The sequence below is a fragment of the Polynucleobacter campilacus genome, assembly GCF_002206625.1.
Classification (GTDB): Bacteria; Pseudomonadota; Gammaproteobacteria; order Burkholderiales; family Burkholderiaceae; genus Polynucleobacter; species Polynucleobacter campilacus.
In genome coordinates, this window is record NZ_NGUP01000002.1 from 1 (window position 1) to 23,063 (window position 23,063).

31 protein-coding genes and 1 pseudogene are annotated in these 23,063 nt (G+C 44.4%); 1 reads left to right on the top strand and 31 read right to left on the bottom strand.

Going from position 1 to position 23,063, the window contains the following annotated elements; all coding sequences use genetic code 11:
• The 20 genes and pseudogenes from CBI31_RS03000 to fliF all read right to left on the bottom strand — a co-directional run.
• Positions 1 to 238 (bottom strand): type II toxin-antitoxin system RelE/ParE family toxin (locus CBI31_RS03000; protein WP_088524962.1); only part of this gene is annotated, 238 nt, incomplete at its 3' end.
• Positions 238 to 504 (bottom strand): prevent-host-death protein, encoded by a 267-nt coding sequence (locus CBI31_RS03005; RefSeq protein WP_088525037.1) that lies wholly within the window; start codon positions 502 to 504, stop codon positions 238 to 240. The genes CBI31_RS03000 and CBI31_RS03005, both read right to left, overlap by 1 nt.
• A gap of 124 nt (positions 505 to 628) precedes the next feature.
• On the bottom strand, positions 629 to 820 hold the full coding sequence (locus CBI31_RS03010) for a hypothetical protein (protein ID WP_088524963.1): 192 nt from the start codon (positions 818 to 820) through the stop codon (positions 629 to 631).
• A 28-nt stretch (positions 821 to 848) separates the two neighbouring features.
• Positions 849 to 1,577 carry a Fic/DOC family protein gene (locus CBI31_RS03015; protein WP_088524964.1) on the bottom strand — a complete coding sequence of 243 codons (729 nt, stop codon included), beginning with the start codon at positions 1,575 to 1,577 and terminating at the stop codon, positions 849 to 851.
• Positions 1,570 to 2,073: a hypothetical protein gene (locus CBI31_RS03020; protein WP_088524965.1), complete on the bottom strand. Its 504-nt coding sequence runs from the start codon at positions 2,071 to 2,073 to the stop codon at positions 1,570 to 1,572. Before CBI31_RS03020 ends, CBI31_RS03015 begins: the two co-directional genes overlap by 8 nt.
• A 140-nt stretch (positions 2,074 to 2,213) precedes the next feature.
• Complete coding sequence (fliR, locus tag CBI31_RS03025) at positions 2,214 to 2,990, bottom strand: flagellar biosynthetic protein FliR (RefSeq protein WP_088524966.1); 777 nt, start codon at positions 2,988 to 2,990, stop codon at positions 2,214 to 2,216.
• Between the two features lie 18 nt (positions 2,991 to 3,008).
• The gene (fliQ, locus tag CBI31_RS03030) at positions 3,009 to 3,278 is read right to left on the bottom strand and encodes a flagellar biosynthesis protein FliQ (protein WP_088524967.1); all 270 of its coding nucleotides are present in this window, start codon (positions 3,276 to 3,278) and stop codon (positions 3,009 to 3,011) included.
• Between the two features lie 75 nt (positions 3,279 to 3,353).
• Positions 3,354 to 4,134: pseudogene (fliP, locus tag CBI31_RS03035) on the bottom strand (flagellar type III secretion system pore protein FliP).
• Positions 4,135 to 4,144: 10 nt separating this feature from the next.
• Positions 4,145 to 4,762, bottom strand: coding sequence for a flagellar biosynthetic protein FliO (gene fliO / locus CBI31_RS03040; RefSeq protein WP_088524968.1), 618 nt, complete (start codon positions 4,760 to 4,762; stop codon positions 4,145 to 4,147).
• Positions 4,763 to 4,812: 50 nt separating this feature from the next.
• Positions 4,813 to 5,163 (bottom strand): flagellar motor switch protein FliN, encoded by a 351-nt coding sequence (gene fliN / locus CBI31_RS03045; RefSeq protein WP_088524969.1) that lies wholly within the window; start codon positions 5,161 to 5,163, stop codon positions 4,813 to 4,815.
• The gene (gene fliM / locus CBI31_RS03050) at positions 5,150 to 6,169 is read right to left on the bottom strand and encodes a flagellar motor switch protein FliM (RefSeq protein ID WP_088524970.1); all 1,020 of its coding nucleotides are present in this window, start codon (positions 6,167 to 6,169) and stop codon (positions 5,150 to 5,152) included. The genes fliN and fliM overlap by 14 nt, the downstream gene beginning before the upstream one ends.
• A gap of 13 nt (positions 6,170 to 6,182) precedes the next feature.
• A complete protein-coding gene (gene fliL / locus CBI31_RS03055) occupies positions 6,183 to 6,668 on the bottom strand; it encodes a flagellar basal body-associated protein FliL (RefSeq protein WP_088524971.1) in 486 nt (161 codons plus the stop codon).
• Between the two features lie 171 nt (positions 6,669 to 6,839).
• Positions 6,840 to 7,262 (bottom strand): hypothetical protein, encoded by a 423-nt coding sequence (locus tag CBI31_RS03060; protein WP_088524972.1) that lies wholly within the window; start codon positions 7,260 to 7,262, stop codon positions 6,840 to 6,842.
• Positions 7,263 to 7,375: 113 nt separating this feature from the next.
• Positions 7,376 to 7,726, bottom strand: a complete 351-nt coding sequence (locus CBI31_RS03065) for a BLUF domain-containing protein (protein ID WP_088524973.1) — start codon at positions 7,724 to 7,726, stop codon at positions 7,376 to 7,378.
• 5 nt (positions 7,727 to 7,731) lie between these two features.
• Entirely contained in the window at positions 7,732 to 8,892 is a 1,161-nt protein-coding gene (locus tag CBI31_RS03070; RefSeq protein WP_088524974.1) for a flagellar hook-length control protein FliK, read from the bottom strand.
• Positions 8,893 to 8,903: 11 nt separating this feature from the next.
• A complete protein-coding gene (gene fliJ, locus CBI31_RS03075) occupies positions 8,904 to 9,365 on the bottom strand; it encodes a flagellar export protein FliJ (RefSeq protein ID WP_088524975.1) in 462 nt (153 codons plus the stop codon).
• A 2-nt stretch (positions 9,366 to 9,367) separates the two neighbouring features.
• Positions 9,368 to 10,825, bottom strand: a complete 1,458-nt coding sequence (gene fliI / locus CBI31_RS03080) for a flagellar protein export ATPase FliI (RefSeq protein ID WP_088524976.1) — start codon at positions 10,823 to 10,825, stop codon at positions 9,368 to 9,370.
• Positions 10,822 to 11,469 (bottom strand): FliH/SctL family protein, encoded by a 648-nt coding sequence (locus tag CBI31_RS03085; RefSeq protein ID WP_088524977.1) that lies wholly within the window; start codon positions 11,467 to 11,469, stop codon positions 10,822 to 10,824. Before CBI31_RS03085 ends, fliI begins: the two co-directional genes overlap by 4 nt.
• A gap of 1 nt (position 11,470) precedes the next feature.
• Entirely contained in the window at positions 11,471 to 12,481 is a 1,011-nt protein-coding gene (fliG, locus tag CBI31_RS03090) for a flagellar motor switch protein FliG (RefSeq protein WP_088524978.1), read from the bottom strand.
• Positions 12,481 to 14,103, bottom strand: a complete 1,623-nt coding sequence (gene fliF / locus CBI31_RS03095) for a flagellar basal-body MS-ring/collar protein FliF (RefSeq protein ID WP_088524979.1) — start codon at positions 14,101 to 14,103, stop codon at positions 12,481 to 12,483. Before fliF ends, fliG begins: the two co-directional genes overlap by 1 nt.
• A gap of 252 nt (positions 14,104 to 14,355) precedes the next feature.
• On the opposite strand from fliF, the gene fliE reads away from it, so the two are divergent.
• Positions 14,356 to 14,736, top strand: a complete 381-nt coding sequence (gene fliE / locus CBI31_RS03100; protein WP_088524980.1) for a flagellar hook-basal body complex protein FliE — start codon at positions 14,356 to 14,358, stop codon at positions 14,734 to 14,736.
• 28 nt (positions 14,737 to 14,764) lie between these two features.
• Here the strand turns inward: fliE and CBI31_RS03105 are convergent, their stop codons facing one another.
• From CBI31_RS03105 to CBI31_RS03155, 11 genes are all read right to left on the bottom strand, one after another.
• Positions 14,765 to 15,079, bottom strand: coding sequence for a hypothetical protein (locus CBI31_RS03105; RefSeq protein ID WP_088524981.1), 315 nt, complete (start codon positions 15,077 to 15,079; stop codon positions 14,765 to 14,767).
• A 94-nt stretch (positions 15,080 to 15,173) separates the two neighbouring features.
• Positions 15,174 to 15,440 (bottom strand): EscU/YscU/HrcU family type III secretion system export apparatus switch protein, encoded by a 267-nt coding sequence (locus tag CBI31_RS03110; RefSeq protein ID WP_088524982.1) that lies wholly within the window; start codon positions 15,438 to 15,440, stop codon positions 15,174 to 15,176.
• A complete protein-coding gene (gene fliK, locus CBI31_RS03115) occupies positions 15,433 to 16,338 on the bottom strand; it encodes a flagellar hook-length control protein FliK (RefSeq protein WP_088524983.1) in 906 nt (301 codons plus the stop codon). The genes CBI31_RS03110 and fliK overlap by 8 nt, the downstream gene beginning before the upstream one ends.
• An 11-nt stretch (positions 16,339 to 16,349) precedes the next feature.
• A complete protein-coding gene (locus CBI31_RS03120; RefSeq protein WP_088524984.1) occupies positions 16,350 to 16,649 on the bottom strand; it encodes a flagellar protein FliT in 300 nt (99 codons plus the stop codon).
• Positions 16,650 to 16,821: 172 nt separating this feature from the next.
• On the bottom strand, positions 16,822 to 17,472 hold the full coding sequence (locus tag CBI31_RS03125) for a response regulator (protein WP_088524985.1): 651 nt from the start codon (positions 17,470 to 17,472) through the stop codon (positions 16,822 to 16,824).
• Positions 17,473 to 17,550: 78 nt separating this feature from the next.
• The gene (locus tag CBI31_RS03130; protein ID WP_088524986.1) at positions 17,551 to 18,852 is read right to left on the bottom strand and encodes an EAL and HDOD domain-containing protein; all 1,302 of its coding nucleotides are present in this window, start codon (positions 18,850 to 18,852) and stop codon (positions 17,551 to 17,553) included.
• Between the two features lie 176 nt (positions 18,853 to 19,028).
• Positions 19,029 to 19,415: a hypothetical protein gene (locus CBI31_RS03135; protein WP_088524987.1), complete on the bottom strand. Its 387-nt coding sequence runs from the start codon at positions 19,413 to 19,415 to the stop codon at positions 19,029 to 19,031.
• Positions 19,416 to 19,598: 183 nt separating this feature from the next.
• The gene (locus tag CBI31_RS03140) at positions 19,599 to 19,805 is read right to left on the bottom strand and encodes a hypothetical protein (RefSeq protein ID WP_088524988.1); all 207 of its coding nucleotides are present in this window, start codon (positions 19,803 to 19,805) and stop codon (positions 19,599 to 19,601) included.
• Positions 19,806 to 19,830: 25 nt separating this feature from the next.
• Positions 19,831 to 20,181 carry a hypothetical protein gene (locus CBI31_RS03145; RefSeq protein WP_088524989.1) on the bottom strand — a complete coding sequence of 117 codons (351 nt, stop codon included), beginning with the start codon at positions 20,179 to 20,181 and terminating at the stop codon, positions 19,831 to 19,833.
• A gap of 69 nt (positions 20,182 to 20,250) precedes the next feature.
• Positions 20,251 to 21,297 (bottom strand): fumarylacetoacetate hydrolase family protein, encoded by a 1,047-nt coding sequence (locus tag CBI31_RS03150; protein ID WP_169709853.1) that lies wholly within the window; start codon positions 21,295 to 21,297, stop codon positions 20,251 to 20,253.
• Positions 21,298 to 21,427: 130 nt separating this feature from the next.
• Positions 21,428 to 23,044, bottom strand: a complete 1,617-nt coding sequence (locus tag CBI31_RS03155; protein ID WP_088524990.1) for an EAL and HDOD domain-containing protein — start codon at positions 23,042 to 23,044, stop codon at positions 21,428 to 21,430.
• Positions 23,045 to 23,063 lie beyond the last annotated feature (19 nt).

The window sequence follows — 23,063 nt, forward strand, 5'->3', positions numbered from 1 at the left end:
CAATCTCATGTTCAGTAATAATCATTTCAATAGTGACTCGGTATTTCAGATTGATCGAAATGCTTTGTAAGCCATCAAGCCTTCCAGACAAACTATGAAGACGCAGAGAAGGATGATGGGGATTGGGCTCTAACAGTTCTAATGCTTTGGCATACTGTGTTTCCACATCAGGATGACGCTTTAGAAACTTCGCAGCACGCCGGTTGTATTGCTCAGTAAAGATTAACTGCCAACTCATTAGGCTGACTTGTTGATTTGCTTAAGACGTTTAATATGCTGAGCCACGGTTTCTTTAACAAAGCGTCCACCCGCCAAATCAGCCCTGGATTCAGCCAGTGCAGCCTCCAGTTCGCATTCACGTAAATATTGATATTGCTCCTGGCTCATCACCACATACTTCACCTGTCCACGCACGGATACAGGCGCTTCTAGTTGATCCAGTAAAGCTTCCTCAATGGCTTTAATGCCCTTAGTTTTTAAATTATTTGCTACGACGGTACCCATTATAGCCTCCTTAATAACACTATTAATAGTATTGTATAGAATATTATTTATGCTGGCAAGGCTCTTGGTTGGGTAAAAATCAATGCCTAACATGGAGAGTTCAAATAGCGGCATTCATTGCGCGTCAATTTGCACAAGTAGCCCAGGTACACTGCACTGCTCTTGAAGGATCTTCATCGGTAACTGCCACTCCGAGCTTATGCAGAGCGTCAAAATGATTGGGATCATTTTGAAGAATATCTTCGTAAAGTAATTTTGCTTGCTCTACTTCGCTTTGCTGGTGAAGGGTGAAGGCTTGTTGGAAGGTTGTATTCATAGGCTGTTTTGAATAGCTGACTGGTTATCTAGCTTGCTAGCTTATAGTCACGCCGACGTTCGAAAGCTTGGTAAGTCTCAGCCACTTGCGGATCCGCATATTGCGCTGAAGAATCTACCCCTGCATTGACCCCATCAAGGCCTGGCAAGATTGATATATATTCCAACCACTGATCTCGGTGAATTTTCTCGCCAATGAATGGGCGCAGATATTGATCTAAAGCACCAGCATGAGGATATTCAATTTCACGAGTTAATGCCTCTAGATAAGCAGTCTTGTCAGTAGCAATCCAATCAATCGACATATTCGCACGAAAACATAACTCAGCATGAACAAGGAGCATGGCACGCCCATTGCCATCTAGAAATGGGTGACCAAATGCAAACATGCCCATAATAAATCCTGGCCTTACTGCCATTTGTTGTTTGTCTTGAGCGGATGAAAGCCCCTCCTCAATCGCACGCTGACAATCTTTTGGGTGGCAAAAGTACACCCCACCTTTGCTGATGGACCTATCTGGCAAAAGCGTATTTCGATCTTCACCAGCCCAAGGATAAAGACCTAAAAATAGAATACGGTGGACCTCCAAAAAATCAGAGTACTCAATTCTTTTGCATTGTGCTAAAAAATCCAAAGCAATTGGTAACTGAGCACGAAATAGTTCGTGCTCCGCAATTTTAATGATTTCTATATCTTTTTCGCCAGCGGTGTTGCGCAGATAACCACGTGAAGCATAATCTCCAAATGGATCAAACACGCTTGAGGTCTTTATGGTGTTTGATTACCAGTGCCACCATATCTTTGGGGGTCATTTTTCCTGAGCGTGTAAGAGCGACTAGTAAATCATCGGTTGCGTCACTCATTACTTCATCGCCTGCTAACTTAGTAACTGAACTCGCCCAACGATCTGCATAGATGGGATTAAATCTAACGCCCTCACTTTTTGCCAAACTCTTGACATACCGAGCGGTTGGCGTCAAACGAGTTCGCTTACTGAGGCGTATGAATTGATCGCGCAAGTTTTTTACTCTCAAAGAAGCGCTTGCTAGCAACGCTTCCTTACCCAATTCCAACACCTTAGAAGGCTTAGCGTAAACACCTCGATCTAGCTTTTCAATGAGGCCACTATCAACCAAAGAACGCAGGGCATCAGACACTTGACTAGGGCTGCCAAAAGACTTAGTGTCTAAGCGCAACAAAAGCCCATCTCGACGCGGGCGAAGGGATTGCAAGATGCGGCCTTTAATGTCCATATGGTTATTGTAATTTAGATGTAAATATAAAGCAATATCAATAACTTAAAGACTTACTATATGCCGGTTTAAAGATCCATATATTGGGGGGGATAGTGTTCAATGCCGCATAAGGCTAGATAATTTTCCATATCCAAATATCACCTCAACTTCAGCATATTTTTACTAGCCTCAATTCCCTGCTCGATCACGATTTGATAAGGGGCAGCTAGTGTGGGTAGCATCAGCATGATTACTAAGAATCCAACCAATAGGGTTAGTGGAAAGCCGATACCAAAAATATTGAGCTGCGGTGATGATCTTGTCAAAATACCTAAAGCTAGGTTAGTAATGAGTAAAGTCGCCACAATGGGTAATGAGAGTTGCAAAGCGATGCTAAATAGCTTAGCGCCCCACAGAGCAATCATCATGCCATCTACCATATGGGCTTGTGCTGTGACGGGGAAGTCATAAAAGCTCTGCAGCAATGCAGAAATCATGATCAAGTGGCCATTCATACTTAGGAAGACTAAGAGTGCCAAGATACCCATGAGCTGACTAATCACCACGGTTGTGCCGCCTGATTGAGGATCGTAGTTGGTTGCAAAACCAAAGCCCATAGTCATACCACTCACCTGCCCGGCAAACTCAATCGCACTAAAGATAATCTGCGCCATAAAACCGATTGCCAAGCCTATGATCAATTGCTCGGCAACAATCAAAACACCACTCAAGGAGAGTAAGTCAATGTCTGGCATTGCTGGTGCTGCAGGCGCAATCACCATGGCGAGCAAAATACCCATAGCCACTTTAATTTGCGGTGAGACTGCTTGATTACCAAAAAACGGGGCGATGGCTACAAAGCCTAGAATCCGCGTGAGCGGTATTAAGATCGTGACAACCCAAGCTTGGATGAGTTCGCTATTGAGCGTCAGCATGGGTAAGAATGAATGGTGTTAGCCCATCAAGAGCGAGAAATTACTAAACATACCCCGCATATAGGTCACTAATACTGAGATCATCCAAGGCCCTGCGATGAGGAGTGTCAGCAAGATACCCAGCAGCTTTGGAATAAAAGACAAAGTCGCTTCGTTAATTTGAGTGGCTGCTTGAAATACCGAAATAATCAAACCGACTAGCAGAGAAACTAAGAGCAAAGGTGCGCCGACCAGCAAGGTGGTCTCCATTGCAAGGCGTCCGATATTCATTACTGATTCTGGTGTCATGACTTTTGTCCTGGTCCTATTATTTATTTTTTCTATTTTTTATCTGTTTGATTATTGAGTTTTTGCTGCCACCACTTAGGATGCAAAGCTAGCTGCTAAGGAGCCCAATAAGAGCTGCCAGCCATCTACCAATACGAATAGCATCAGCTTAAAGGGCAAGGAAATAATCGCCGGCGAGACCATCATCATGCCCATGGCCATCAGCACACTGGCGACCACCATATCAATGATACAAAAAAGGAATAAAAATACTAAAGCCAATCTGAAAGCCGGTTTTTAACTCACTGGTCATAAAGCTAGGCACCAAAACACTCATCGGAATATCTTCAGGTGAGGCAACTTTCTTGCCAGACATATTTAAGAACAAAGCCAGATCGGTTTCACGGGTTTGTTTGAGCATGAACTCTCTAATCGGGACTGAACCTTTTTCTAAAGCCTGCTGCATCGTGATCTTGTTTTCATTGAGCGGCTGATACGCCTCGTTATAGACTCGATCAAACACCGGGCCCATCACAAAGAAGGTTAAGAATAGCGCTAAGCCTAATAAGATTTGGTTTGGTGGGGTTGCTTGCGCACCAATCGCCTGGCGCAAGAGTGAAAGCACAATAATGATGCGGGTAAAGCTGGTCATCATTAATAAGACGGTTGGCAAAAAGGATAATGAAGTCAACAGAATCAGAGTCTGCAGACTCAAGCTATAGTTTTGACTGCCACCAGGTCCAGCGGAGCTGGATAAAACATTCAATGATGAATTATTGGCTGCATAACTGGGAATCGTGTAGAAAATACAAGCCAAGGCAAAGCCCAAGTACAGCGCCCAAAATATAGTCTTGGCATTGAGATGGATGGGCTTCATTTCATTGAGATCATTCATTGCCATCACCCACTCTGAGGACTTTACGTAAAAAACGCTTCACATTTTCTTTATGAAACTTGGCAGAATTGGTTTGAGGCTTAAAACTGCTTTGTATATTGCGCGGCTCTTCTTGGTATTTAGATGAAGGAGTTGACTGCTCTTCATCAAATTCAGATCTGAATTGAAAACGGGGTTCGGATTGGCGTTGCTCACGACCGCCCTGCTTAGTAGATGGTGCAGTCTCATCTTCATAGAATGGCGCTTCATCGTAGCCATCACTAAAGTCAAGATCTGCCACCTTAAAGTTGGCCAAGCTATTGACCTGACCTGAAGCCACGCCAACAACCACCCAATTGCCACCAATTTCAACGACTACCACACGCTCACGCGGACCGACACTCACGCCACCGACAATTTTGGCAACCGATTGATTGCCAATCTTGGCATGATTGAGTTTTTTCATCGCCCACGCTAAACCAGCGATTAAGGCTAATACCAATAACAAACCCAGAATCACTCGAAATGGTCCACCGTCAGACTCTGGAACACGAGTGACCTGAGCTAGCGCTACTTCAGCAAAGAAGAAGCTTGCGAGTATTGCCCAGTTTGGTGTTTTCAGGATGGTCATCGTGCTGTTTTCTGGCTTATTGAGCTTGTATGGTTTGATGATTGATTGATTTATTTATTAAGCTTGCGAATACGCTCGATTGGGGTAATGATTTCAGTCAGGCGAATACCAAACTTTTCATTAATTACGACCACTTCACCTTTAGCAATCATCGTGCCATTGACGAGGATATCCATCAAATCGCCAGAGGCAGCATCTAATTCAACAATAGAGCCCTGTGTCAGTTGCAAAAGTGACTTAATTGGAATTTTGGTGCGGCCGATTTCTACCGAGAATTGGACCGGAATATCTTTAATGAATTCCAAATCCTTTTCTTGTGGCAGGGACTTGTCGGCCCCTTCCAACTCATTAAATACTTCGGCACCCGTTTGATTGCCGGATTCAATTTCATTTGCCATCATTGGCTCCTTTAATATATTCAGATGCGTCAGGTTTCAAGAGTTTTTCAACTCGCAATGCGTATTGATTGTTATAAATGCCATAACGGCAAGATAAGACAGGCACGTTATCTACCGTTACCGGTATTTCTGCTGAATAAGGGAAGGGAATGACGTCGCCGCTCTTTAAGGCAATGATTTCTTCCATCAGCATGGTTTTATTGCCTAAATTAGCAACCACCTCTACTTCAACTGCTTCTACCTGTTGAAGCAAGGTCTCTTCCCAAACATGATCATGCTCAGCAACCATACCCTGAGTCTGGGATGTCAGAATATCCATGATTGGCTCGAGCATCATATAAGGGATGCATAAGTCAATCTCGTAGCTGGCTTCACCAATCACCAGTGTAAATGTGGTGGTTGACATCAATTCACTTGCCATAGCGATATTCACAAATGACAAATTCATTTCTGAGCTCACGTGATCACATTCGATCTCGTAGGCCGGGGCCCATGCTTCTTGATATGAAGCAAAGAAAGTCTTTAATAAAGTACCCACAATCCGCATCTCAGTAGCCGTGAACTCGCGACCCTCGATGGACACTGGGAAACGGGCTCCGCCACCAAAAAGATTGTCAACGGTGTACAACACCAAATTGGGATCGATGATCAACAAACCAGTACCACGTAGTGGTTTGAGTTTGATCAAATTAATATTGCTTGGTTGACTATGTTTGGATAGAAGCTCACCATACTTACAGGTTGTTGTTGCTGAGGTCTTTACTTCTATGAGCGTGCCAAATAAGTTAGAGGCGGTAATTCTCAGCAAACGAATAAAACGTTCATGAACCGTTTCAATCGTGGGCATATGGCCACGAACTAGGCGCTCTTGGGTGCCTAAATTAAAAGTCTTCGCTGGTGCACCCTGCAGGCTTTGTTCCTGCATTTGAGCATTTTTTTGCTCTTCAGTGAGCTCAACGTCTTTTAACAGCTCGTCAAGTTCACCTTCGGTGAGATTCTCATCTGCCATGATGGGCTCTTACTTACTGAATAATGAAAGAAGTGAAATAGACGCCAGTGATCTTTTGCTCTGTCTCACTGCCGCTAAATGGTTTTTGGAGTTGCTCAATAATGTCAGTCATCAAGGCATTCTTACCTTCAACTGAAGTGATTTCTGAAGCTTTTTTATTGGTGAGAATTAACAAAATACGACTTCTCAACTCTGGCATACGCGCTTTCAAACTGGCGCTCATCTCTTCAGAAGGCACTTGTAAGTTCAAAGTAGTTTGTAGGTATTGTTGCGGCTCTGTACTCTCAGGGCGCAAGTTCACTGTGAACACTTCCAAAGGTACAAAAATCTGGAGTTCTGGAACCTTTGGCTTGGAGGATTCTGCCGACTTAGAATCGGCTTTCATGACCAAGAAATAGTAAGCTGCCCCGCCACCGATGGCCAATGCGAGCACCACACCTAGGATGATGAATAACATCTTTTTAGATTTGGGCTTAACCGGTTGTTCGTTCTCTGCCATTTACCGCTCCATTGTGAAAATTATTCCTCATTATCAATGGAATTGATGACACTAGATACTTAGAAAAGAGGGAGAAACACCCCTTATAAAGGCGTTTAGAGGCTATTTTGAAAACTACTTTAGAGGTTTACTCGGGGCTAAATTCCCTTAAAAGGGAATATTCAGTAAAACTTAGGCCGAAGTAATGAAACTAGCCCCTGGGAAGGCGGCAGGCTGAGCTTGATAAGGGTGACGCGGCATCATTTGACCGGCAGAAGCAGCCATACCAGCTAATGCAGACATCTCATTTTTAGGAGCACTCGAAGTTTGCGAGCTCAGTAAACCATGTAACAAAGTACTGGCTGCTGCATCACCCAATTTAGAAATACCCAAAGAGGCGCCAGGCATGGCAACGGAGGCAACTGCTAAACCACCAGACAGTGTTTTACCTAAAAAGCTGCCTAATCCATCCATAAAACTGGATGAAGGCTCGCCCACAGAAGATTTGCTATTTGCGGGTGCACCATGAAATTCAGCAGAAACCCCTTTAGCTAGAAAGCCGGAGTTCAGTGAATTACCAAAAGAGCTAGGTAGGTTGCCTAAATTAGTCATCATCTGATTTTAGAGGGATGGGCGGGATTCAAATCGGAGAATAAAGGGGGTTTTTGCCCTCAATTCTGAATTTTGGGCAGGCTCTAGACGGATGATTTGACTATTCAGGACCAGTTTCAAAGCTTATCCTGCCACTGAATCGGCGAGCCAACATGCTCGTATTCCTCAGTCTGAGGGTTATAAAAAGTCATTGCCCAACTAGGATACTCACGGGTGCTAATTTCACCCTCCTGGATCACGCTTACTAGGGTGTGACGAGAATCTTGCTCAATTTTGCCAAAAAGTCCTTTCACAGCCAACTCCTCACCTTCGAGGACTTCCATGAAATTACCATCCTTAAATACCAACATACCAGTGATACCCACCTTGGTATTTTCACTACTCATCACAAAAGCCATATCCAGAAACTTTTCTCGAGTAAAAGTCTCTGTTGCAGAACTGACGTAGATGAGTTGATAAATAGCCATAAAAATTAGACGAATACGCTAACAGTGCCATCGTACTGCATTGGCTGGCCCTGAGCTTTGCTGCCCTTGGGTGCTTGATCATTGAGCACTTGGCTCAAAGCATTTTGATGTTCTGATGAAAGGTCAAAATTGGCACCAGACTCGGCCTGAGAAGCTAGAGCGCTCGCCTGACTCTCTTCATAACTAAGCCCAGAGCGGACATCCGCCTGCTCCAAAACGAGATCTGCTTGACTCATCGAGCTACGCAAATGCTCTAAGCCGTCTTGCAAGGCTTGGCGTACATCGGCATTGTTCGATACAAAAGTCGCATTCACCTGATGATCTTTAACGGTAATCACAATTTTTAGAAGTCCAAGATTGTCAGGATTGAGATTTAAAACAGCTAAATGCATATTAGCACCAACCATCAAAATCATTCTCTGTGAGATCTCCTCGCTCCACTGTAAAGAACCAAACTGGGCATGCACTTGACCATGCATCGTATTGGCTTGAATAGGTGCATTACTAAACTCTGATTCACCACCAGTGTCCGCTTGACTGCCTTGCCCCTGATTTTCTGATGCCAAAATTCCCATGGCAGTAATCGCCTCGGTTTCTAGATTTGTACTCTTTTTGGCTACCAACTGATCTTTCTCTGGCATCTCAAACGTCGCATTTTTGGATAGCGCTTGGGCAGGACCTTGGCGTCTAGCCTGCGCTTGCAGAATCTCAGCATCAGTATTCAGCCCCGGCTCTCTCGAAATCACCCGCATATTTTTGGCTTGCGCTTGCATTTCAGCTAGCTTGGCAAAAGGGAACTCATTACGAGGCTGCGTACTCTGAGGATTTTGCGCTGTGCTTGTCTGCACAGAATGGATCTCGCCTGCCTTAGCAATGTTGATAAAGGCATCGGCTTGCCTACTCACAGCAGCCCTCACCTCTTCCTGGTGAGGATTGTCTTTAGCTTGTAATTTGCTAGCCTGCACGACATTAGGTGAAAGTAATTGCGCGGTATTCACCGTGTTTTTAGCATCCAGATCTTGAAATACTTTGGCTTGAGAAGAAAGCAATTGACTAAAGATGGGCAAAGTCGCTGCACCCGCTTTGGTATTTGACGATCCGCCAGCCTCCTGCCCAACACTATTGTTGAGCAAGGATTGGGTTTGTGCTTTGAGGTCAATATTCATGGTGATCTTTTCTATGCACCAGAGTGATTGGCCGATAAAAAGCGGCGTTGATTGCTGCTAAATTCATCCATTTGCTTCTGCTCGCGCCTATTCGCTAACTTTTGCATTTGCAATTGATTTCTTTCAATGATGACTTCGTATGATCTTTTTTTAGCCTGACATTTTTGCCAGTACGCTAAATGATGTTTGACAATTTCTTCGTATTGATGAATAGCGCCGCCCTGACTAACGATGGCCTGATCTAAATTCTTCAAGAAGAGCATATAATTTTGCAGATCAGTAGCCGTAACCCCTTCAAGTGATAAAGCATTGCGCTGAGCAATATATTCATCGCGATAGGTTTGCAAGCGAGTTTCTTGTTCACGCGCCTGCGCGACATCACGATTCGCTTTGGCTAATCTTTCGGCTGCCTTATCGAGATTTCGCTTAGAAAGCTCTAAGAGGGTATTCATGCCATTTAGAATATTCGCCATGCTTAGCCTTGCTGCGTAATAATCTGATTAAGCTGCTCAATACTATCCTGGGTGTTGCACTGTGTCGCAAAATCTTGCTGCAAGAAACTTTCAATCATCGTGCGTTTCTGAATCGCTTCATCCAAAACGGCATCCGCTCCAGGTACATAAGCACCCACATTGATCAGATCTTGATTACGACTATATTTTGAGCTGAGCTGTTTGAGCTTACGAGCCGATTGTTGATGTTGTGTATCCACAATACTATGCATGACGCGACTAATCGACTGCTCAATATCAATGGCTGGATAGTGCCCTGCTTCGGCTAAAGTTCTATCCAAGACAATATGGCCATCTAATATTGCTCGTGCTGAATCGGCAATCGGATCTTGTTGGTCATCACCTTCTGTCAATACGGTATAAAAAGCAGTAATCGAACCACCACCAACATCACTATTGCCAGCACGCTCAACCAACTTAGGGAGTTTTGCAAATACTGAAGGTGGATAACCCTTAGTTGCAGGCGGCTCACCGAGAGCCAAAGCAATTTCACGTTGCGCCATAGCAAAGCGCGTCAATGAATCCATGATCAGCAATACATGTTTACCTTGACTACGGAAATGTTCTGCAATCGTGGCTGAATAATTAGCGCCTTGCAAACGCATGAGTGGTGAAGCATCCGCAGGTGCTGCAATCACCACAGAGCGCGCCAAACCAACCTCACCCAAAATATGTTCAATGAATTCTTTTACTTCGCGGCCACGCTCACCAATCAAGCCGACGACGATGACATCAGCATCGGTATAGCGGGCCATCATGCCAAGCAGCACACTTTTACCAACGCCAGAGCCTGCAAATAGGCCCATCCGCTGACCACGTCCTACTGTCAGCAGACTATTAATTGCCTTCACACCAACATCTAAAATTGTGTCAATCGGAGCACGCTTTAAAGGATTAATCGGCTCTGACTGCAAAGGAGCAAAATGATCCGCCTGCAGAGGTCCTAAGCCATCTAAAGGCACGCCTGCGGCATCAAGTACACGACCTAAGAGATGATTGCCCACTGGCAATCGGGTTACACGAGTTTCACTCTGATTAGAATCATCATTAAGATCAAAGGGCTTATGAAATTGTGAAGTACGCACTGGCATAGACTTCAAGATCACTTTAGCGGATGGAGCAATACCTTCGATATTGCTTTGAGGCATCAAAAACAAGCGTCCATGATCAAAGCCAACGACTTCTGCTTCAACCTGCTGCCCATCACCCATTGGAATCACACAAACACTACCAATCGGTAAAAATATGCCGCCCGCTTCAATCACTAAACCAGTCACCTTCGTGACACGTCCAGCCACTTCAACATTATCGACAGTCGATACTGCGCTAGAGCAATGACGTAAATAATTACTGAGAAGCCCATCTAGATTCAGGTGAGCATGATCACTACCGATTGAATCTAAGGGGTTCGCGATGCTCATGATTTTTCCACCAGCCAATCATGGTTCTGGCCTAAGGCATCACAAATTAAGCGCCAGCGATTCTCATGCGTAGCATCTACGGTGTTGCCTGATGTTTCAATGATGCAAGCGCCACGTTCAATCCGAATATCTTCTTCTATCTGCCAATTACTTAATTCAGCTTGTAAATATTTCTGCACAATCTGCACATCTTCAGGGTTTAACTTGAGATGGAGTGGCCCTTCGCTATCGATCAGGCTATTAGTAGCTTGTCGCAATATGGGTAAGATGGCTTCTTGATTAATCTTGAGATGCTCTTTGAGCATTGCTTTAGCAATATCTAAAGATAAAGCTAATACATCTTCACACAAGACCTTACTTTTTTCTTTGGCGGTATTCGAAAATCCATTTATCAGATTTTTCAAATCGGCTTGTTCAGCTGCCAATTTTTCATTCGCCATATTCATGCCGGCTTCGTGACCACTTTTCATGCCACGGTCATAGCCATCCAAGTAGGCTTTATCCAAAATCTCCTTGATTTTCTCAGGAGAAAAACTCATCGATTGAGCAGGGCTAGGTTCAGGCTTAACAGCCGGCTTAGTCGGGATCAGATCAGTAAAAAAAGATTCGCCTATTGCTTTAGGCCAGGCGCGAGAAGTTTCCATATTAGAGGTAATCCTCACCGCCTCCGGCACCTGGCAACATCACCGAGCCGTCTTCGATCAAGCCCCTGACAACAATCAGAATTTCTTTTTGCTGTGCTTCTACTTCGGAAAGTTTGACAGGACCTTTGTTTTCTAAGTCGTCGCGCATCATATCAGCTGCACGAGATGACATGTTCTTAAAAATCTTTTCACGCAACTCAGCGCTAGCGCCTTTGAGGGCGGTTACCAGGGCATCAGATTGAACGTCACGCAAGATGGTCTGGATACCACGATCATCAATGTTGATGATGTCGTCAAAGGTAAACATTTCATCATTAATCTTTTCTGCAATTTCAATATCGTATTCTTTAATACGATCCATCAGCACTTGCTGTGGAGCTTGGCCAATATAGTTCATGATATCTGCAGCCGCACGAATGCCGCCAATTTGTTTTTTAGTGGAAGTCTGAGCTCCACTCAATAAACGGGCCAGTACCACATTTAACTCTTTGAGCGCTTGTGGCTTCACTTCTTCTAAAGTAGCAATACGCAACATCGTATCTTTGCGTAAATCTTCATTAAACAAGGTCAGAATTTGAGAAGCCTGCTCAGGCTCAAGATGCACCAAAATCGTGGCAATAATTTGAGGATGCTCATAACGGATAAGATCAGCGACAGCTGTTGCATCCATCCACTTGAGGTTATCAATACCCTCTGAATCTTTATTTTCTAGAATGCGCTCAAATAGACCTGAGGCAGTTTCTTGCCCCAATGCCTGGGTTAAGACATTGCGGGTAAACGAATCGGTGTCAATATTAAGAGAGGCACCTTCACCAGCATAGCTAAAAAAATCCCGTAGCGTATCAGCTACCGTAGCCTGCTCAACCCTGCGTAGGGTAGTCATGACGGCACTCAACTTTTGCACATCTCGTGGAGAGACGTGCTTCATCACCTGTGATGCGCCCTCTTCGCCGAGAGCTAACATCAAAATAGCAGCTTTAAGAACGCTACTTTCGTTTGGATTTGTTGCCATTAGCTATTTCCTACCCAACCCGCAACCACATCAGCTACTACTTTTGGATTTTCCTTAGCCAAAGCTTGAATGGTCTTGAGGTCTTTTTGATATGGCGTCAATTTTGGTATGGGTCTGCCATTTTCGTCAAGACTATCATCAAGCGTAGTCGGGGCCTCATCTGGCGCCAATAAATTGGCTAGCATCGGTTTAATTGCTTTGCGATACATAATGAATAGCACGATTAAGCCGACCAGAATTTGACCAATATTTTTGGCCATTTCGATATACACAGGATCTTTCCAGACAGGTAATTCAGATACATCAGCCTCTTTAGCAGGGGTAAATGGGGTGTTCACCACGCTTAAAGTATCGCCTCTCGTTTCATTAAAGCCCATTGCTTGTTTGGCCAAATCGATAATCTGCTGCTTTTCAGCATCATTTAAAGGGCGTGTAGTAGGCTTGCCTTCAGCATCAACATCAGCCTTGTTATTAACAACGATACCTACTGATAAACGCTTCACCCCGCCCATGGATTTTTGGGTAAACGAGATCGTTTTATCAATTTCATAATTCGTAATCGAATTTCTTTGCGTACTCATTGGATTTTGAGCAGCAGCATTATTGGCTCCGGCGCCGGCACCAGCAGCAGCGCCGCCAGGAGCTGCATTATTGGTGGTGTTCAGAGGAGCAGTTGCATTTGCAGGAGGCTGATTACTTAAAGCACCTGGTACGCCACCATTGGTCGATCCTGAAGGCACAATCGATTCATTAGTCTGCAAGCTACGTATAACGGCAACCTCAGGCTTTTGATTTGGCTTATAAATTTCATTAGCCTCTTCGGTATTTGAAAAATCAATTTCGACATTCGCCTCAGCCCGCACATTTTTCTCGCCCACAATTGGGGTAATAATCGCCTGTACTCGCGAGACAATATTTTTTTGCAAGTCCTCAACATATTTGAGTTGGTTTGCATCTAGAGTTTTTGAACCGCCCTTTTTGGCATCAGAAAGCAAGCTACCAGACTGATCAACGATATCAACGCTGGCTAGACTTAAATTTGGGACGCTACTAGAAATTAAATGGGCTATTGCACTGACCTGATTTTGGTCTAGGGTACGACCTTGCATTAATTTCACTAAAACGGATGCCGTTGGTTTTTGCGCATCACGCACGAACACGGACGTTTTAGGGATGGCTAAATGGACTCGAGCACCCTCAACCCCAGAGATGGATTGAATACTGCGCTCTAATTCACCCTCTAAGGCACGTTGAAAGTTAACCTGTTCTACAAATTGAGAAACTCCAAACTTTTGATTTTCCAGAAGTTCAAATCCAACATTGCCACCTCTAGGCAAACCCATAGCTGCTAGTTTCAAACGGGTCTGGTACACCAATTCGGCTGGCACCAGAATGGAAGAGCCACCATCCGCTAATTTATAAGGAATGTTTTGCTGTTCTAAAACAGACACGATGGCACCGCCATCTTTATCGTTGAAATTAGAGAACACTACCTTATATTTAGGTCCCTGACTCCAGATCCAAAAGACGGCCATGATTGCAATCACCGCAGCAATACCCGCTGACAGCAGCACTTTTTTACTAGTGCCCTGCAAATTTAAGCGCGCTAACAAGCTTTCCATAACAATTTTCCCGACCTACTAGTGATATGAAAAGGCAGATTGAAGATCATTCTGGAAACTGATAAGATCGGTTTTTTGCATGATTTGTCCAATACGCCCTAAATAAATATGATGGTTAGACGTCATTATGAATAGGGAAATTTCATTTCAATTGAAGGAATAAGGCCTTTTTTTCCTTCTTATTGCCAAAACTGCCGCCATTCTTTACTGCTACATTACTTCCATTGAAAAGTTTCAGTGAGGAGTTCCATCATGAGTGTCGGCGCTATTGATTCAGGGCGTATTCAAGCAATGTTGGCCCAATTAAAGGCTGCGTCTTCTGCCGCCCCTGCAAACCTGGCTGCCCCAATTCAGGGCCTAGATAGTATTAAGGGTATTAACAGCGGGGATGGCTCAAAGCCTACCCCATCGATTGATTTTGCCACCGCACTGAGGTCATCTCTTGATCAAGTAAACCAAAGCCAGACTAAGGCAGTTGAGCTAGGTAAAAACTTTGCTCTCGGTGACGATAGCGTCAACCTCTCCGATGTCATGGTAGCAACACAAAAGGCTAGTCTGTCGTTTCAGGCGACTGTTCAGGTTCGCAATAAGCTCGTTTCCGCCTATCACGACATCATGAATATGCAGGTGTAATACCCTGTCACTAGTGCAATAGTGACAATTAGCTCGTTATCTTTTGTTGGGTAGCCTCGGTCAACTCAGCACGCGAGTAATGAGAACCTACAACATCACCGACTAGATAGACGATCACATCTACTGCAAAGTTTCGTAACTGCGCTCTGCTGGTAAAGGTTTTACCCATCGAGAATAAAGCCAATACCTCTTTAGGATTTACTGATCTCAGCTTGGGATGTAGCGAATTGCACATCTCCATCATATGCACTAGGGCTTCTCCCGCATTTGCATTTTGCATAAAATGGGCGTTATAAGCAGCGCTCATTTGCAAAATTAGGGTGCTCTCAATGGATACAGACATATTCTCAATTCATGCAATATAGGTTTGAAACTCAATGACTATGCTCACTACTGATATTTTAGCAATCCATTGCATTACTCTATCAGGTAATTCCCTAAGCCTGCTTTTCGAGCTGATATAGCCACGCCAGAATTTCTGCTACTGCCTGATATAAAGCCGGCGGTATATTTTCATCAAGATCGACCTGCATGAGCAAGCCCACCAGATCCTTTGATTCATGAATATAAATCTGATGTTCTTTCGCCTTGGCAATGATTTGCTCGGCCACTAAGCCCTTCCCGCTTGCCAATACCTTAGGGGCAAATTCACCATGCTCATAAGTCAAAGCTACCGCCTGCTGTAGATTCTTAGCCTTATCCATGTGCGATGACCTCCATCGCTTTAAGCTCTTGGCCATTAGCATTAAAGGTATTCTTGAGATCTGATAATTCTTGTTTGAAGAGATTTTCAGTCTGCGACTTCTCAGCTTTAAGTTGCACACTTAAGGCCTTATCCCGCAAGGTCAGGCGAGCCTGCACTTTGCCTAAGTTGGGTAAATCTAACTCAATCACACTCACAATGGTTTGAGTGACACCTTCCTCTGAGACCGTTCGAGGTGACTGCTCTTCCTTGTAAGTCAATTGCCAATCCATTGGCTGCCCTGGCCAAATATTGCCGCTCCAGCGAATCGTCTGATTCTCCAAAGCATCTAACTGTTTATTCACAACTTGTGACGCATTGAAGTTAGGGCGATTTTGAGGCTCCTTCATCAATGAATTTAAAGGCCACTTCCCTTTAGCAAAATTTGCCAGATGGGACTCATAAAAAAGCCCGCTCATGATGATGGCGTTTTGCAATTGGGCTGCAGTGAGTTGTGAGTTCAGGGGGCTTTGCATCAGAGGAGGCAGCAAACTCTCTACCCTTGAAAGCTGTCCTTGTAACTGAGCTTCGTCTTGCAATTGTGTAATCAGCAAGCTAGTGCCGCTCAAAATCACATTCTCAAAAGCAGATTGATTAGCACCAGCGCTTAATAATAGAAAGGTAGGGTTTGGATCGCTGCCGAGAAAGCGAAAATGCAGCACATCTCCTACTGCAAAATTACTGCCCAGCTTCATGCCGAATACTTGTTCACCAATTTGTACCTCAGCCGTTCCAGCAGGATCAAAAGAAACAATTTTTCCGACGTACTCTAGACCTACCTTGAGGGCGGGTTGGCTAGACTGCCCGATTGCCGTTGGCGCGACTGCTGGATTGATACCACCAATCGGATTGATAGCCATGACTGGTCTACTTATTTCTTGAAAGACTGGCCATTCATGATGTCAGTCAAGCGCAACATCCACGGCTGCATTAAATCCATAATTTCTTTATCGTTAGACAAAATAGTTTTGAGGCAAGCAATTTTTCGCTCAAGAGCTTCAGAAGTAAGCGGAGCTTGCTCACCATGCACCGGAATTTGATGAATATAACCCTGACACAAAATCTCTAATTTACCGTAGCCATCCCAATCTTTTTGACGAGCAGCTTGCAACATCTGCTGACTGATTTCAGTCACAGCTTCATAGAGGGAGAGCATATCGCTATTGGGCATTAAATTTTTGACTTGTAAAAGCGATTGCGATGATCGTAAGAAAACCTTGTTTATCCAATATAGATACTACAAAACTTTGAGTCTAGACAATTCCAATATAAGACCTGTAAAAGCGGTTTAACTAGATTAATTAGGGACACTAATAGCAACTTTTATACTGCAAAGACCCGAATTAAGCCAATAAATTGTTTTTAATCGCGTAATGCACTAATTCTGCATTCGTTTTCATACCCATCTTTTTCAGCGTACGAGTGCGGTACATGCTGACCGTTTTCGGCGAAAGGCTGAGCTTTTCAGCAATTGCATTGACGGTCAATCCAGTAGCCACCATCATCATAAATTGATGCTCGCGGTCAGATAGACATTGATGCGGGTCTGCAGCAGTTTGGGCATCCCCAAAGCGTTCCGCTAAAATTTCTGCAACGACAGGGCTGATATATTTCGCACCGGTTGCGACGCGACGAATCGCTAAGACTAGCTCCTGGGTGGGCTCACTTTTAGTAATGTATCCCAAAGCACCCGCAGATAAAACACGGGCCGCATACTGAGAAGGGGGATGCATTGAGAGCACCAGAATCGGTAGCTTTTGATTATTGCGACGAATCGATTTAATAACCTCAATACCATTGCGGTCCTGCAAATCAATATCGAGTACCAAACAATCCAATTCAGGATTGTCGGCTAATTTAACAGCCTCTTTACCTGACTTGGCCTCGGCCACAACTACAATACCAGGGTGTGTATTGAGCACCTGGACTAGACCCTCACGAATGATCGCATGATCATCTGCAAGGGCAATACGTAGGTGCTTCATTAATGTCATAAAAGCCGTCTCAATTTAGTTTTATGACATTCTAACGAAATCTTCAGAATTGCCAAAAATGGCAAATTTATCAGTACATCAGCCCTTCACTGCACTCATCTGCCGATCAAGCTCATTGGTCCAATGGATTGCCTGAAGCTGTAAATCCGTGAGAGATTGTGCTGAAATTCCCAAGTGACTCCTGGAGGCCTCCATGCGACCAAAATCAGCTGCCTCAATCGCATCCGTCAAGACGAGTAATTGACCTAAAATACCCTCATGATGCAAGAGAGCATTTTGTAAATGCTCGGCTAGATGAATATGCTTGAGTACTTCTTCCAAAGTTTGACCGGTGACCTTGTGCGCCAAAGAAAGGAGGCCCACTACAAAAGCCTGATCACTTAATCCTGGCTGAGTAATGTCTTCATGCTGTGAGAGCAGTTCAATTAAACGAGCACGGTTCACGACACGGCGCTGGAGTTCTGAAGTAGCCGCATTCCCGGCTTCTGTGTAGATAAGGAGCAACATCCACTGCAATAGTTGCTTTTGGCCCAAGGTGACCAAAGCCTGACGTACCGAACTAATTTGTAAATGCCCTGCTACGCCAACAGAATTGACTAAGCGAAACAGTCCCAATGTGAGATCGGGGTTGGCCTTAAACAGAGGCTCTAAAGTCGCAATGCCCTCATCCTTAAATAGGAGTCCGACAATTTTCATTAGGCTGACTTGCAATGCTTGCGGTTTTTTACTGCGCATCACTAGAGGCTGGGAAAAATAAGGTCCGCTAAATAAACTAAAACCCTGTGCCTTACAAGCTGCTAAATCTTCACCGGCCTTAACCTGCGTTGCCCAAAAAATCGGGTTTGCTAATTGACGAACCCGGCTCATCAAATCAGCAGTATTTTCAGGTGAAGTGTTTTGTAGGTTTACCTTAACAATGTCAATCAAAGGCAAAATAGCGTCGATATTCTCTACTACGCCCTTTGCTGGAGTTGCATCGCTCAAGCTAGTATCTATAAGCGCAATCCGAAATCCAGCTGTTTTTAGGTCTTGTAAGCGCTTGAGCATTTCTGCATTCAGAGAAACGTCTGGCAAGATTTCTAAAATGATGCGCTGCGCAGGCAGAATCTCCAGGGTATTACTCTTGAGTAACTTCTCAGTGACATGAATAAAACCATCGGCTGAACCGAGCACGCCTTCTAAACCAAAGTGACTCATCGAATTGACAATCACTTGGGTGCTTGTTGCTAAATCATCAGGTTGCCCTTCATCTACGCTTTCTCGGGAACGGAAAAGCATTTCATAGGCCATCACCCTGCCCGAGCGATCAAACACGGAATTGCGCGCAAGAAAGATTTCGGAGGTGCTTAAATCCACAGAAGACTCAGTAGTCGCAATCATATGATCCTTGTTGAAAGGTGCCCCAGCCAGCTAATGGACGGACTTTGGCTATCCTGATAAATAAGCTACCAATGTAGAGGAAAGGGGGGATTTTCAATTCGAAGAATAAGGCCACTTTTTCGGGCTTATTCTCAAGATTCCAGGTTTAACCTGAAACTGAGCCTGATAATTGGCTATTAAACCTTGATATTGACCAAGGAGCCTGTACCGGAGGCAGCCATTAACTGAACTGGCAAAGGTGCTTTTTGAGCACCAGGCATCTTTTCGCTATTGTGATAGGAGTCAACCTGGCCCGATTTTCTGTACTCATCAAGAGCCAAAGAAGCTGACTTAATTTCATCCGTACGGCTTGACTTGATCGAGTTATCAATCTTTTCAAACAGGGCATCTGGGCTAACGCCACCGCCAACGCCACGCAACTCTATCAAAGCCTGTTGAGCAGCAACTACATCACCATTGCGCAAAGCAGCAGCCAACGCGCCCAAGTACCCTTGGCGTGCTTGTGATTCGCTGGCTGATGAATAACTAGAAACAGCAGCCGAAGGTGTTATTTGCATATTCATATAACCTCCTCTAACCTTGCTATCCTTTCAATTCGTGCAATGAAACCCTAAAATTCGACCCGGGCCAACATAAATTACAAGCCCTCACCATCTTTTACGACCCATAAACTCAAAACTTAAGCTCAATGAATAGAAATTTCTAATTATTATGGCTAATATTTATTAAGTTATTGATTTAATTGATTATTTATTATTATCTAGAGCGGCAATTTGGGCTGCAATATCCATCGATTCTTGGCTTGCTTGCAAAATAGCCTGGATTTTCTTCTTGATAGGATCGGAGCCCGATTCACCAAGAGAGTGCATTAATAACTCGGCATTTAAGCGAATAGCAAGCAATGGTTGACCCAAATCATGCAACAGAGTCTCTATTTCGGTTCTTTGATCCATTGCATATCCATTTTTGACGGCAAGACTAATTACAGGTCTTTTTATTGCCCTGCACAACGCAATTGCTGCCGTTGGAATAAATGGTGCGATTGCCGTTCGTCACAGAGCTTCCGCCAGGAGAATAGTAGGTGGTAGTGCCGACCTGGGTTTGAGTAGAGCCATTTGGACCATTCATCACGGTCACGGGCTGGTTGCTATTGGGAGCTCCAGGTACATTACCAGCGTCATAGGGCACCACAACATAGTTGTTATTGTTACCGTAGCCGTTGTTACCGTTATTGCCATGCCCAATATCTCGTCCCCCACCCTCTCTTTGGGCATAGGCTGATGAAGAAATCATGAGAGCAGCGAGGATGATGAATGGCTTGTGCTTCATTAGCTTTTTTCCCTTTTAAGCTTTTGATACCCTAAGACTCTATCCTACTCTTGAATCTAGCTTTGGTCTCTAACCCAAGGTAAATTTGAGCTCCCCAAGCTTTTCTACAACACTGGTTACAACATCACCTTTTTTTAACCAAACTTGCTGATCCTTAGGCATGTTGGCAATGACACCCTGTGGGGTGCCGGTGAAAATAATATCGCCCGGCTCAAGCGCCCAGTAAGTACTGATATAGGCAAGCAACTTTTGGACATTATGGATAAAGTCTGAGGTATTAGAGTTCTGTCGTATCTCCCCGTTGACAAGTGTCTGAATTTGTAAATTATTAGGATCGCCCACAATATCAGCGGTGACAAAATTTGGCCCAATGGGAGCATATTGATCCAAGGTTTTACCCATCATCCACTGGCCACCTGGGAGATCTAACTGCAAATCACGTGAAGTAAAGTCATTTGCAGTGCAATATCCAGCAACGTAATTGAGTGCTTCTGATTCAGGAATATTGCGGCCCCTCTTCCCAATGACTACTAATAGTTCGGTTTCATAGTCAAGCTTATAAGAAACCTCAGGCGGAGGAATTTCTAATACGCACTGATGAGCAGCCAAACTATTGTCATACTTATTAAACAATGCAGGTACAGCTGATTTAGGCACCCCCACCTCTTCTGCATATTGGCGGTAATTAATGCCGACACAAATTATTTTGCCTGGGCTCTTAAAAAGTCTGCCATAGCGAATTTTCGATTCTGCTAAATAGGGTACTCCCGACTTTTCTGCGCCAGCTACTACCTTATTAAAGGCGGTGACATTACCCTCTTGCAGCAATTGATCCAAGGTATATGGCGCAGCAATATTGAGCTTTTTAGCAACAGCGCGAATGTCAATTACCCCTTTTGCACTGAAGACCCCCATTGTCTCTGAGCCATCGCCATTCTTAATGGATAGGATCTTGGCATTTTTGACCATCATATGAGGGCCGCTATAAGCTTCCTGTTCCTTAATAAACTTAAATCTACGCGCAGAAGCCTCCGAAGAAAAACTTAGGGTTGAGGCGGCCACAATACCAATTCCGGATAAGGAAAAGGTCTTAATAAAGCGGCGACGTGCGCTCATGTTTACTCCAGCTTGATGATTGGGTTAGATAGTTTAACGGCTAAATGAGCCACTAATTGAGTCACTTTAAGCTCATCACGCATTTAACAACTCAGTTAATAAACCAGTTAAAACTCCGTTATTAACTGAATTACTCTTCCTCAGTCGCTTCCGCCTGCTCCCAAACGTCCTCATCTGGCGCTAGCTGAGTTTGAGCAACGAAGGTTTTAATTGCCAATAGAGAGTCTTGGGCAACATCATCCAAAGTCAATGACCCTAATTCACCAGCGCATAGCTGCTGACATTTTTCTAAGTCGCCAATCTCGGCAGCCTCAGCCAGGGTGAGTAATTTACCTAAAACGCCACTGCGATCTGCGATGGCATCGACAACGACTCCAGGCAAATTGAATTTAGACAAAATCTCTCGGCTGGACTCATCAAAGAGGTTATCAATTAGGGATAAACCACCAACTAGGAACGCTAAATCGCTCGAGCCCAAACCAGCGCCAGCAGGCAATTTGACCGATGCCAATTCCATAAAGAATGCTCTGACGCAAACTAATTGCAGTAAGGGGGTAGATTCCAAAGAAACTTTAGCCTTGCTATCGGCATAGAGCAAGAGTTGAGTCCAACGGGTAATCCGCTTAACTCCAGAAATCACTGCAGCGTCTCGAACATTCTCAGGCTTTGCACGCTTCCTGCCAGCATCGACTTCCGCGATCACCATTAAATGTTTTGCCACAACTGGGTTCAACTCGATCTCATCAACCAACTCGTGTAGCTCAGGTGAAGAAAGCAGCAAAGTCAGTAGCTTTAATATCTTGCGGTAGTCATCACCGCGATGTAAGGACAGATCTGGATCAGGCTTAATGAAATAAAAGCCCTCATAGGCATCAAAACCTAAGTCGCGAGCCTTATGAAAATCTTCTGGAGTTTCTACATGTGTTGCAATCATCTGCATCACTGCACCATCACTACCGGCTTTTGCGCCTTTTTTCGCAGGCGACTTAGTATCTCTTGGTAAAGGCGTGGCTTTACATAATTCGATCAAGCTTGCTGCATTCTCTACATGCTGAATATCCAGCTTGACATAGCGAAATTTCGGCAAGATATCTTCAAGCCCATCAAATACCTCTGTCAAACCAGTTAGCACAAACTTGTAACCGATGTTGGACATCTTCTCGAGTTTTTCAAGAATCTCAGGCACCTTAGGCGCATCTGGATCATCGGGATTTTTGGCGTCCTTCTTGCTATCTTTCACAGTTTCATCTGGAGGGACTTCAGTTTTAATTGCCTCAAGAATCTCCGCTAAATCAATTTGCAAAGGAAACTTCATTGCCGGAATACCGCGCAGTTCATCCCCTAATTGATGGGGGTGAATTTTGATGAAACCCAGATGCAAGCCAAGTGACTGAGCCACACCCTTGGTCTTCAGTGCGTATAGCATTTCACCGAGAGTGACTTCTTTGACCTCATTGTCCTCATCATCCCGCAAATTAGCCTCTGTAATTTCATCGGGATAAGTGACTTCTGCCTTGGGATCTGCCGCCAGGCGCTTGGCAATTTGTGCCAGCACTTCATTGCGTTCATTGATCCGCTTTGCCTTCAGAGTGGTTCCCGGGCGAAAAAAAAGTTCATACCCAATGATCGCTTGATCGCGATCGATGATAGGTTCACGTCCTAAATATGAATTTTCAGGCGCAACTTTTTCAGGCCCTTTAGGAGCCTGGACGGGAGCTGACTGAGTTTTTTTACCAAATAGTGCCATTTATTTTCTTACCAAGAAG

Coding starts and splice junctions, on each gene's coding strand:
- CBI31_RS03005 (WP_088525037.1), bottom strand. CDS start 504: ATGGGTACCGTCGTAGCAAATAATTTAAAAACTAAGGGCATTAAAGCC.
- CBI31_RS03010 (WP_088524963.1), bottom strand. CDS start 820: ATGAATACAACCTTCCAACAAGCCTTCACCCTTCACCAGCAAAGCGAA.
- CBI31_RS03020 (WP_088524965.1), bottom strand. CDS start 2,073: ATGGACATTAAAGGCCGCATCTTGCAATCCCTTCGCCCGCGTCGAGAT.
- fliR (WP_088524966.1), bottom strand. CDS start 2,990: ATGCTGACGCTCAATAGCGAACTCATCCAAGCTTGGGTTGTCACGATC.
- fliQ (WP_088524967.1), bottom strand. CDS start 3,278: ATGACACCAGAATCAGTAATGAATATCGGACGCCTTGCAATGGAGACC.
- fliO (WP_088524968.1), bottom strand. CDS start 4,762: ATGACCATCCTGAAAACACCAAACTGGGCAATACTCGCAAGCTTCTTC.
- fliN (WP_088524969.1), bottom strand. CDS start 5,163: ATGATGGCAAATGAAATTGAATCCGGCAATCAAACGGGTGCCGAAGTA.
- fliM (WP_088524970.1), bottom strand. CDS start 6,169: ATGGCAGATGAGAATCTCACCGAAGGTGAACTTGACGAGCTGTTAAAA.
- fliL (WP_088524971.1), bottom strand. CDS start 6,668: ATGGCAGAGAACGAACAACCGGTTAAGCCCAAATCTAAAAAGATGTTA.
- CBI31_RS03060 (WP_088524972.1), bottom strand. CDS start 7,262: ATGATGACTAATTTAGGCAACCTACCTAGCTCTTTTGGTAATTCACTG.
- CBI31_RS03065 (WP_088524973.1), bottom strand. CDS start 7,726: ATGGCTATTTATCAACTCATCTACGTCAGTTCTGCAACAGAGACTTTT.
- CBI31_RS03070 (WP_088524974.1), bottom strand. CDS start 8,892: ATGAATATTGACCTCAAAGCACAAACCCAATCCTTGCTCAACAATAGT.
- fliJ (WP_088524975.1), bottom strand. CDS start 9,365: ATGGCGAATATTCTAAATGGCATGAATACCCTCTTAGAGCTTTCTAAG.
- fliI (WP_088524976.1), bottom strand. CDS start 10,825: ATGAGCATCGCGAACCCCTTAGATTCAATCGGTAGTGATCATGCTCAC.
- CBI31_RS03085 (WP_088524977.1), bottom strand. CDS start 11,469: ATGGAAACTTCTCGCGCCTGGCCTAAAGCAATAGGCGAATCTTTTTTT.
- fliG (WP_088524978.1), bottom strand. CDS start 12,481: ATGGCAACAAATCCAAACGAAAGTAGCGTTCTTAAAGCTGCTATTTTG.
- fliF (WP_088524979.1), bottom strand. CDS start 14,103: ATGGAAAGCTTGTTAGCGCGCTTAAATTTGCAGGGCACTAGTAAAAAA.
- fliE (WP_088524980.1), top strand. CDS start 14,356: ATGAGTGTCGGCGCTATTGATTCAGGGCGTATTCAAGCAATGTTGGCC.
- CBI31_RS03105 (WP_088524981.1), bottom strand. CDS start 15,079: ATGTCTGTATCCATTGAGAGCACCCTAATTTTGCAAATGAGCGCTGCT.
- CBI31_RS03110 (WP_088524982.1), bottom strand. CDS start 15,440: ATGGATAAGGCTAAGAATCTACAGCAGGCGGTAGCTTTGACTTATGAG.
- fliK (WP_088524983.1), bottom strand. CDS start 16,338: ATGGCTATCAATCCGATTGGTGGTATCAATCCAGCAGTCGCGCCAACG.
- CBI31_RS03120 (WP_088524984.1), bottom strand. CDS start 16,649: ATGCCCAATAGCGATATGCTCTCCCTCTATGAAGCTGTGACTGAAATC.
- CBI31_RS03125 (WP_088524985.1), bottom strand. CDS start 17,472: ATGACATTAATGAAGCACCTACGTATTGCCCTTGCAGATGATCATGCG.
- CBI31_RS03130 (WP_088524986.1), bottom strand. CDS start 18,852: ATGATTGCGACTACTGAGTCTTCTGTGGATTTAAGCACCTCCGAAATC.
- CBI31_RS03135 (WP_088524987.1), bottom strand. CDS start 19,415: ATGAATATGCAAATAACACCTTCGGCTGCTGTTTCTAGTTATTCATCA.
- CBI31_RS03140 (WP_088524988.1), bottom strand. CDS start 19,805: ATGGATCAAAGAACCGAAATAGAGACTCTGTTGCATGATTTGGGTCAA.
- CBI31_RS03145 (WP_088524989.1), bottom strand. CDS start 20,181: ATGAAGCACAAGCCATTCATCATCCTCGCTGCTCTCATGATTTCTTCA.
- CBI31_RS03150 (WP_169709853.1), bottom strand. CDS start 21,297: ATGAGCGCACGTCGCCGCTTTATTAAGACCTTTTCCTTATCCGGAATT.
- CBI31_RS03155 (WP_088524990.1), bottom strand. CDS start 23,044: ATGGCACTATTTGGTAAAAAAACTCAGTCAGCTCCCGTCCAGGCTCCT.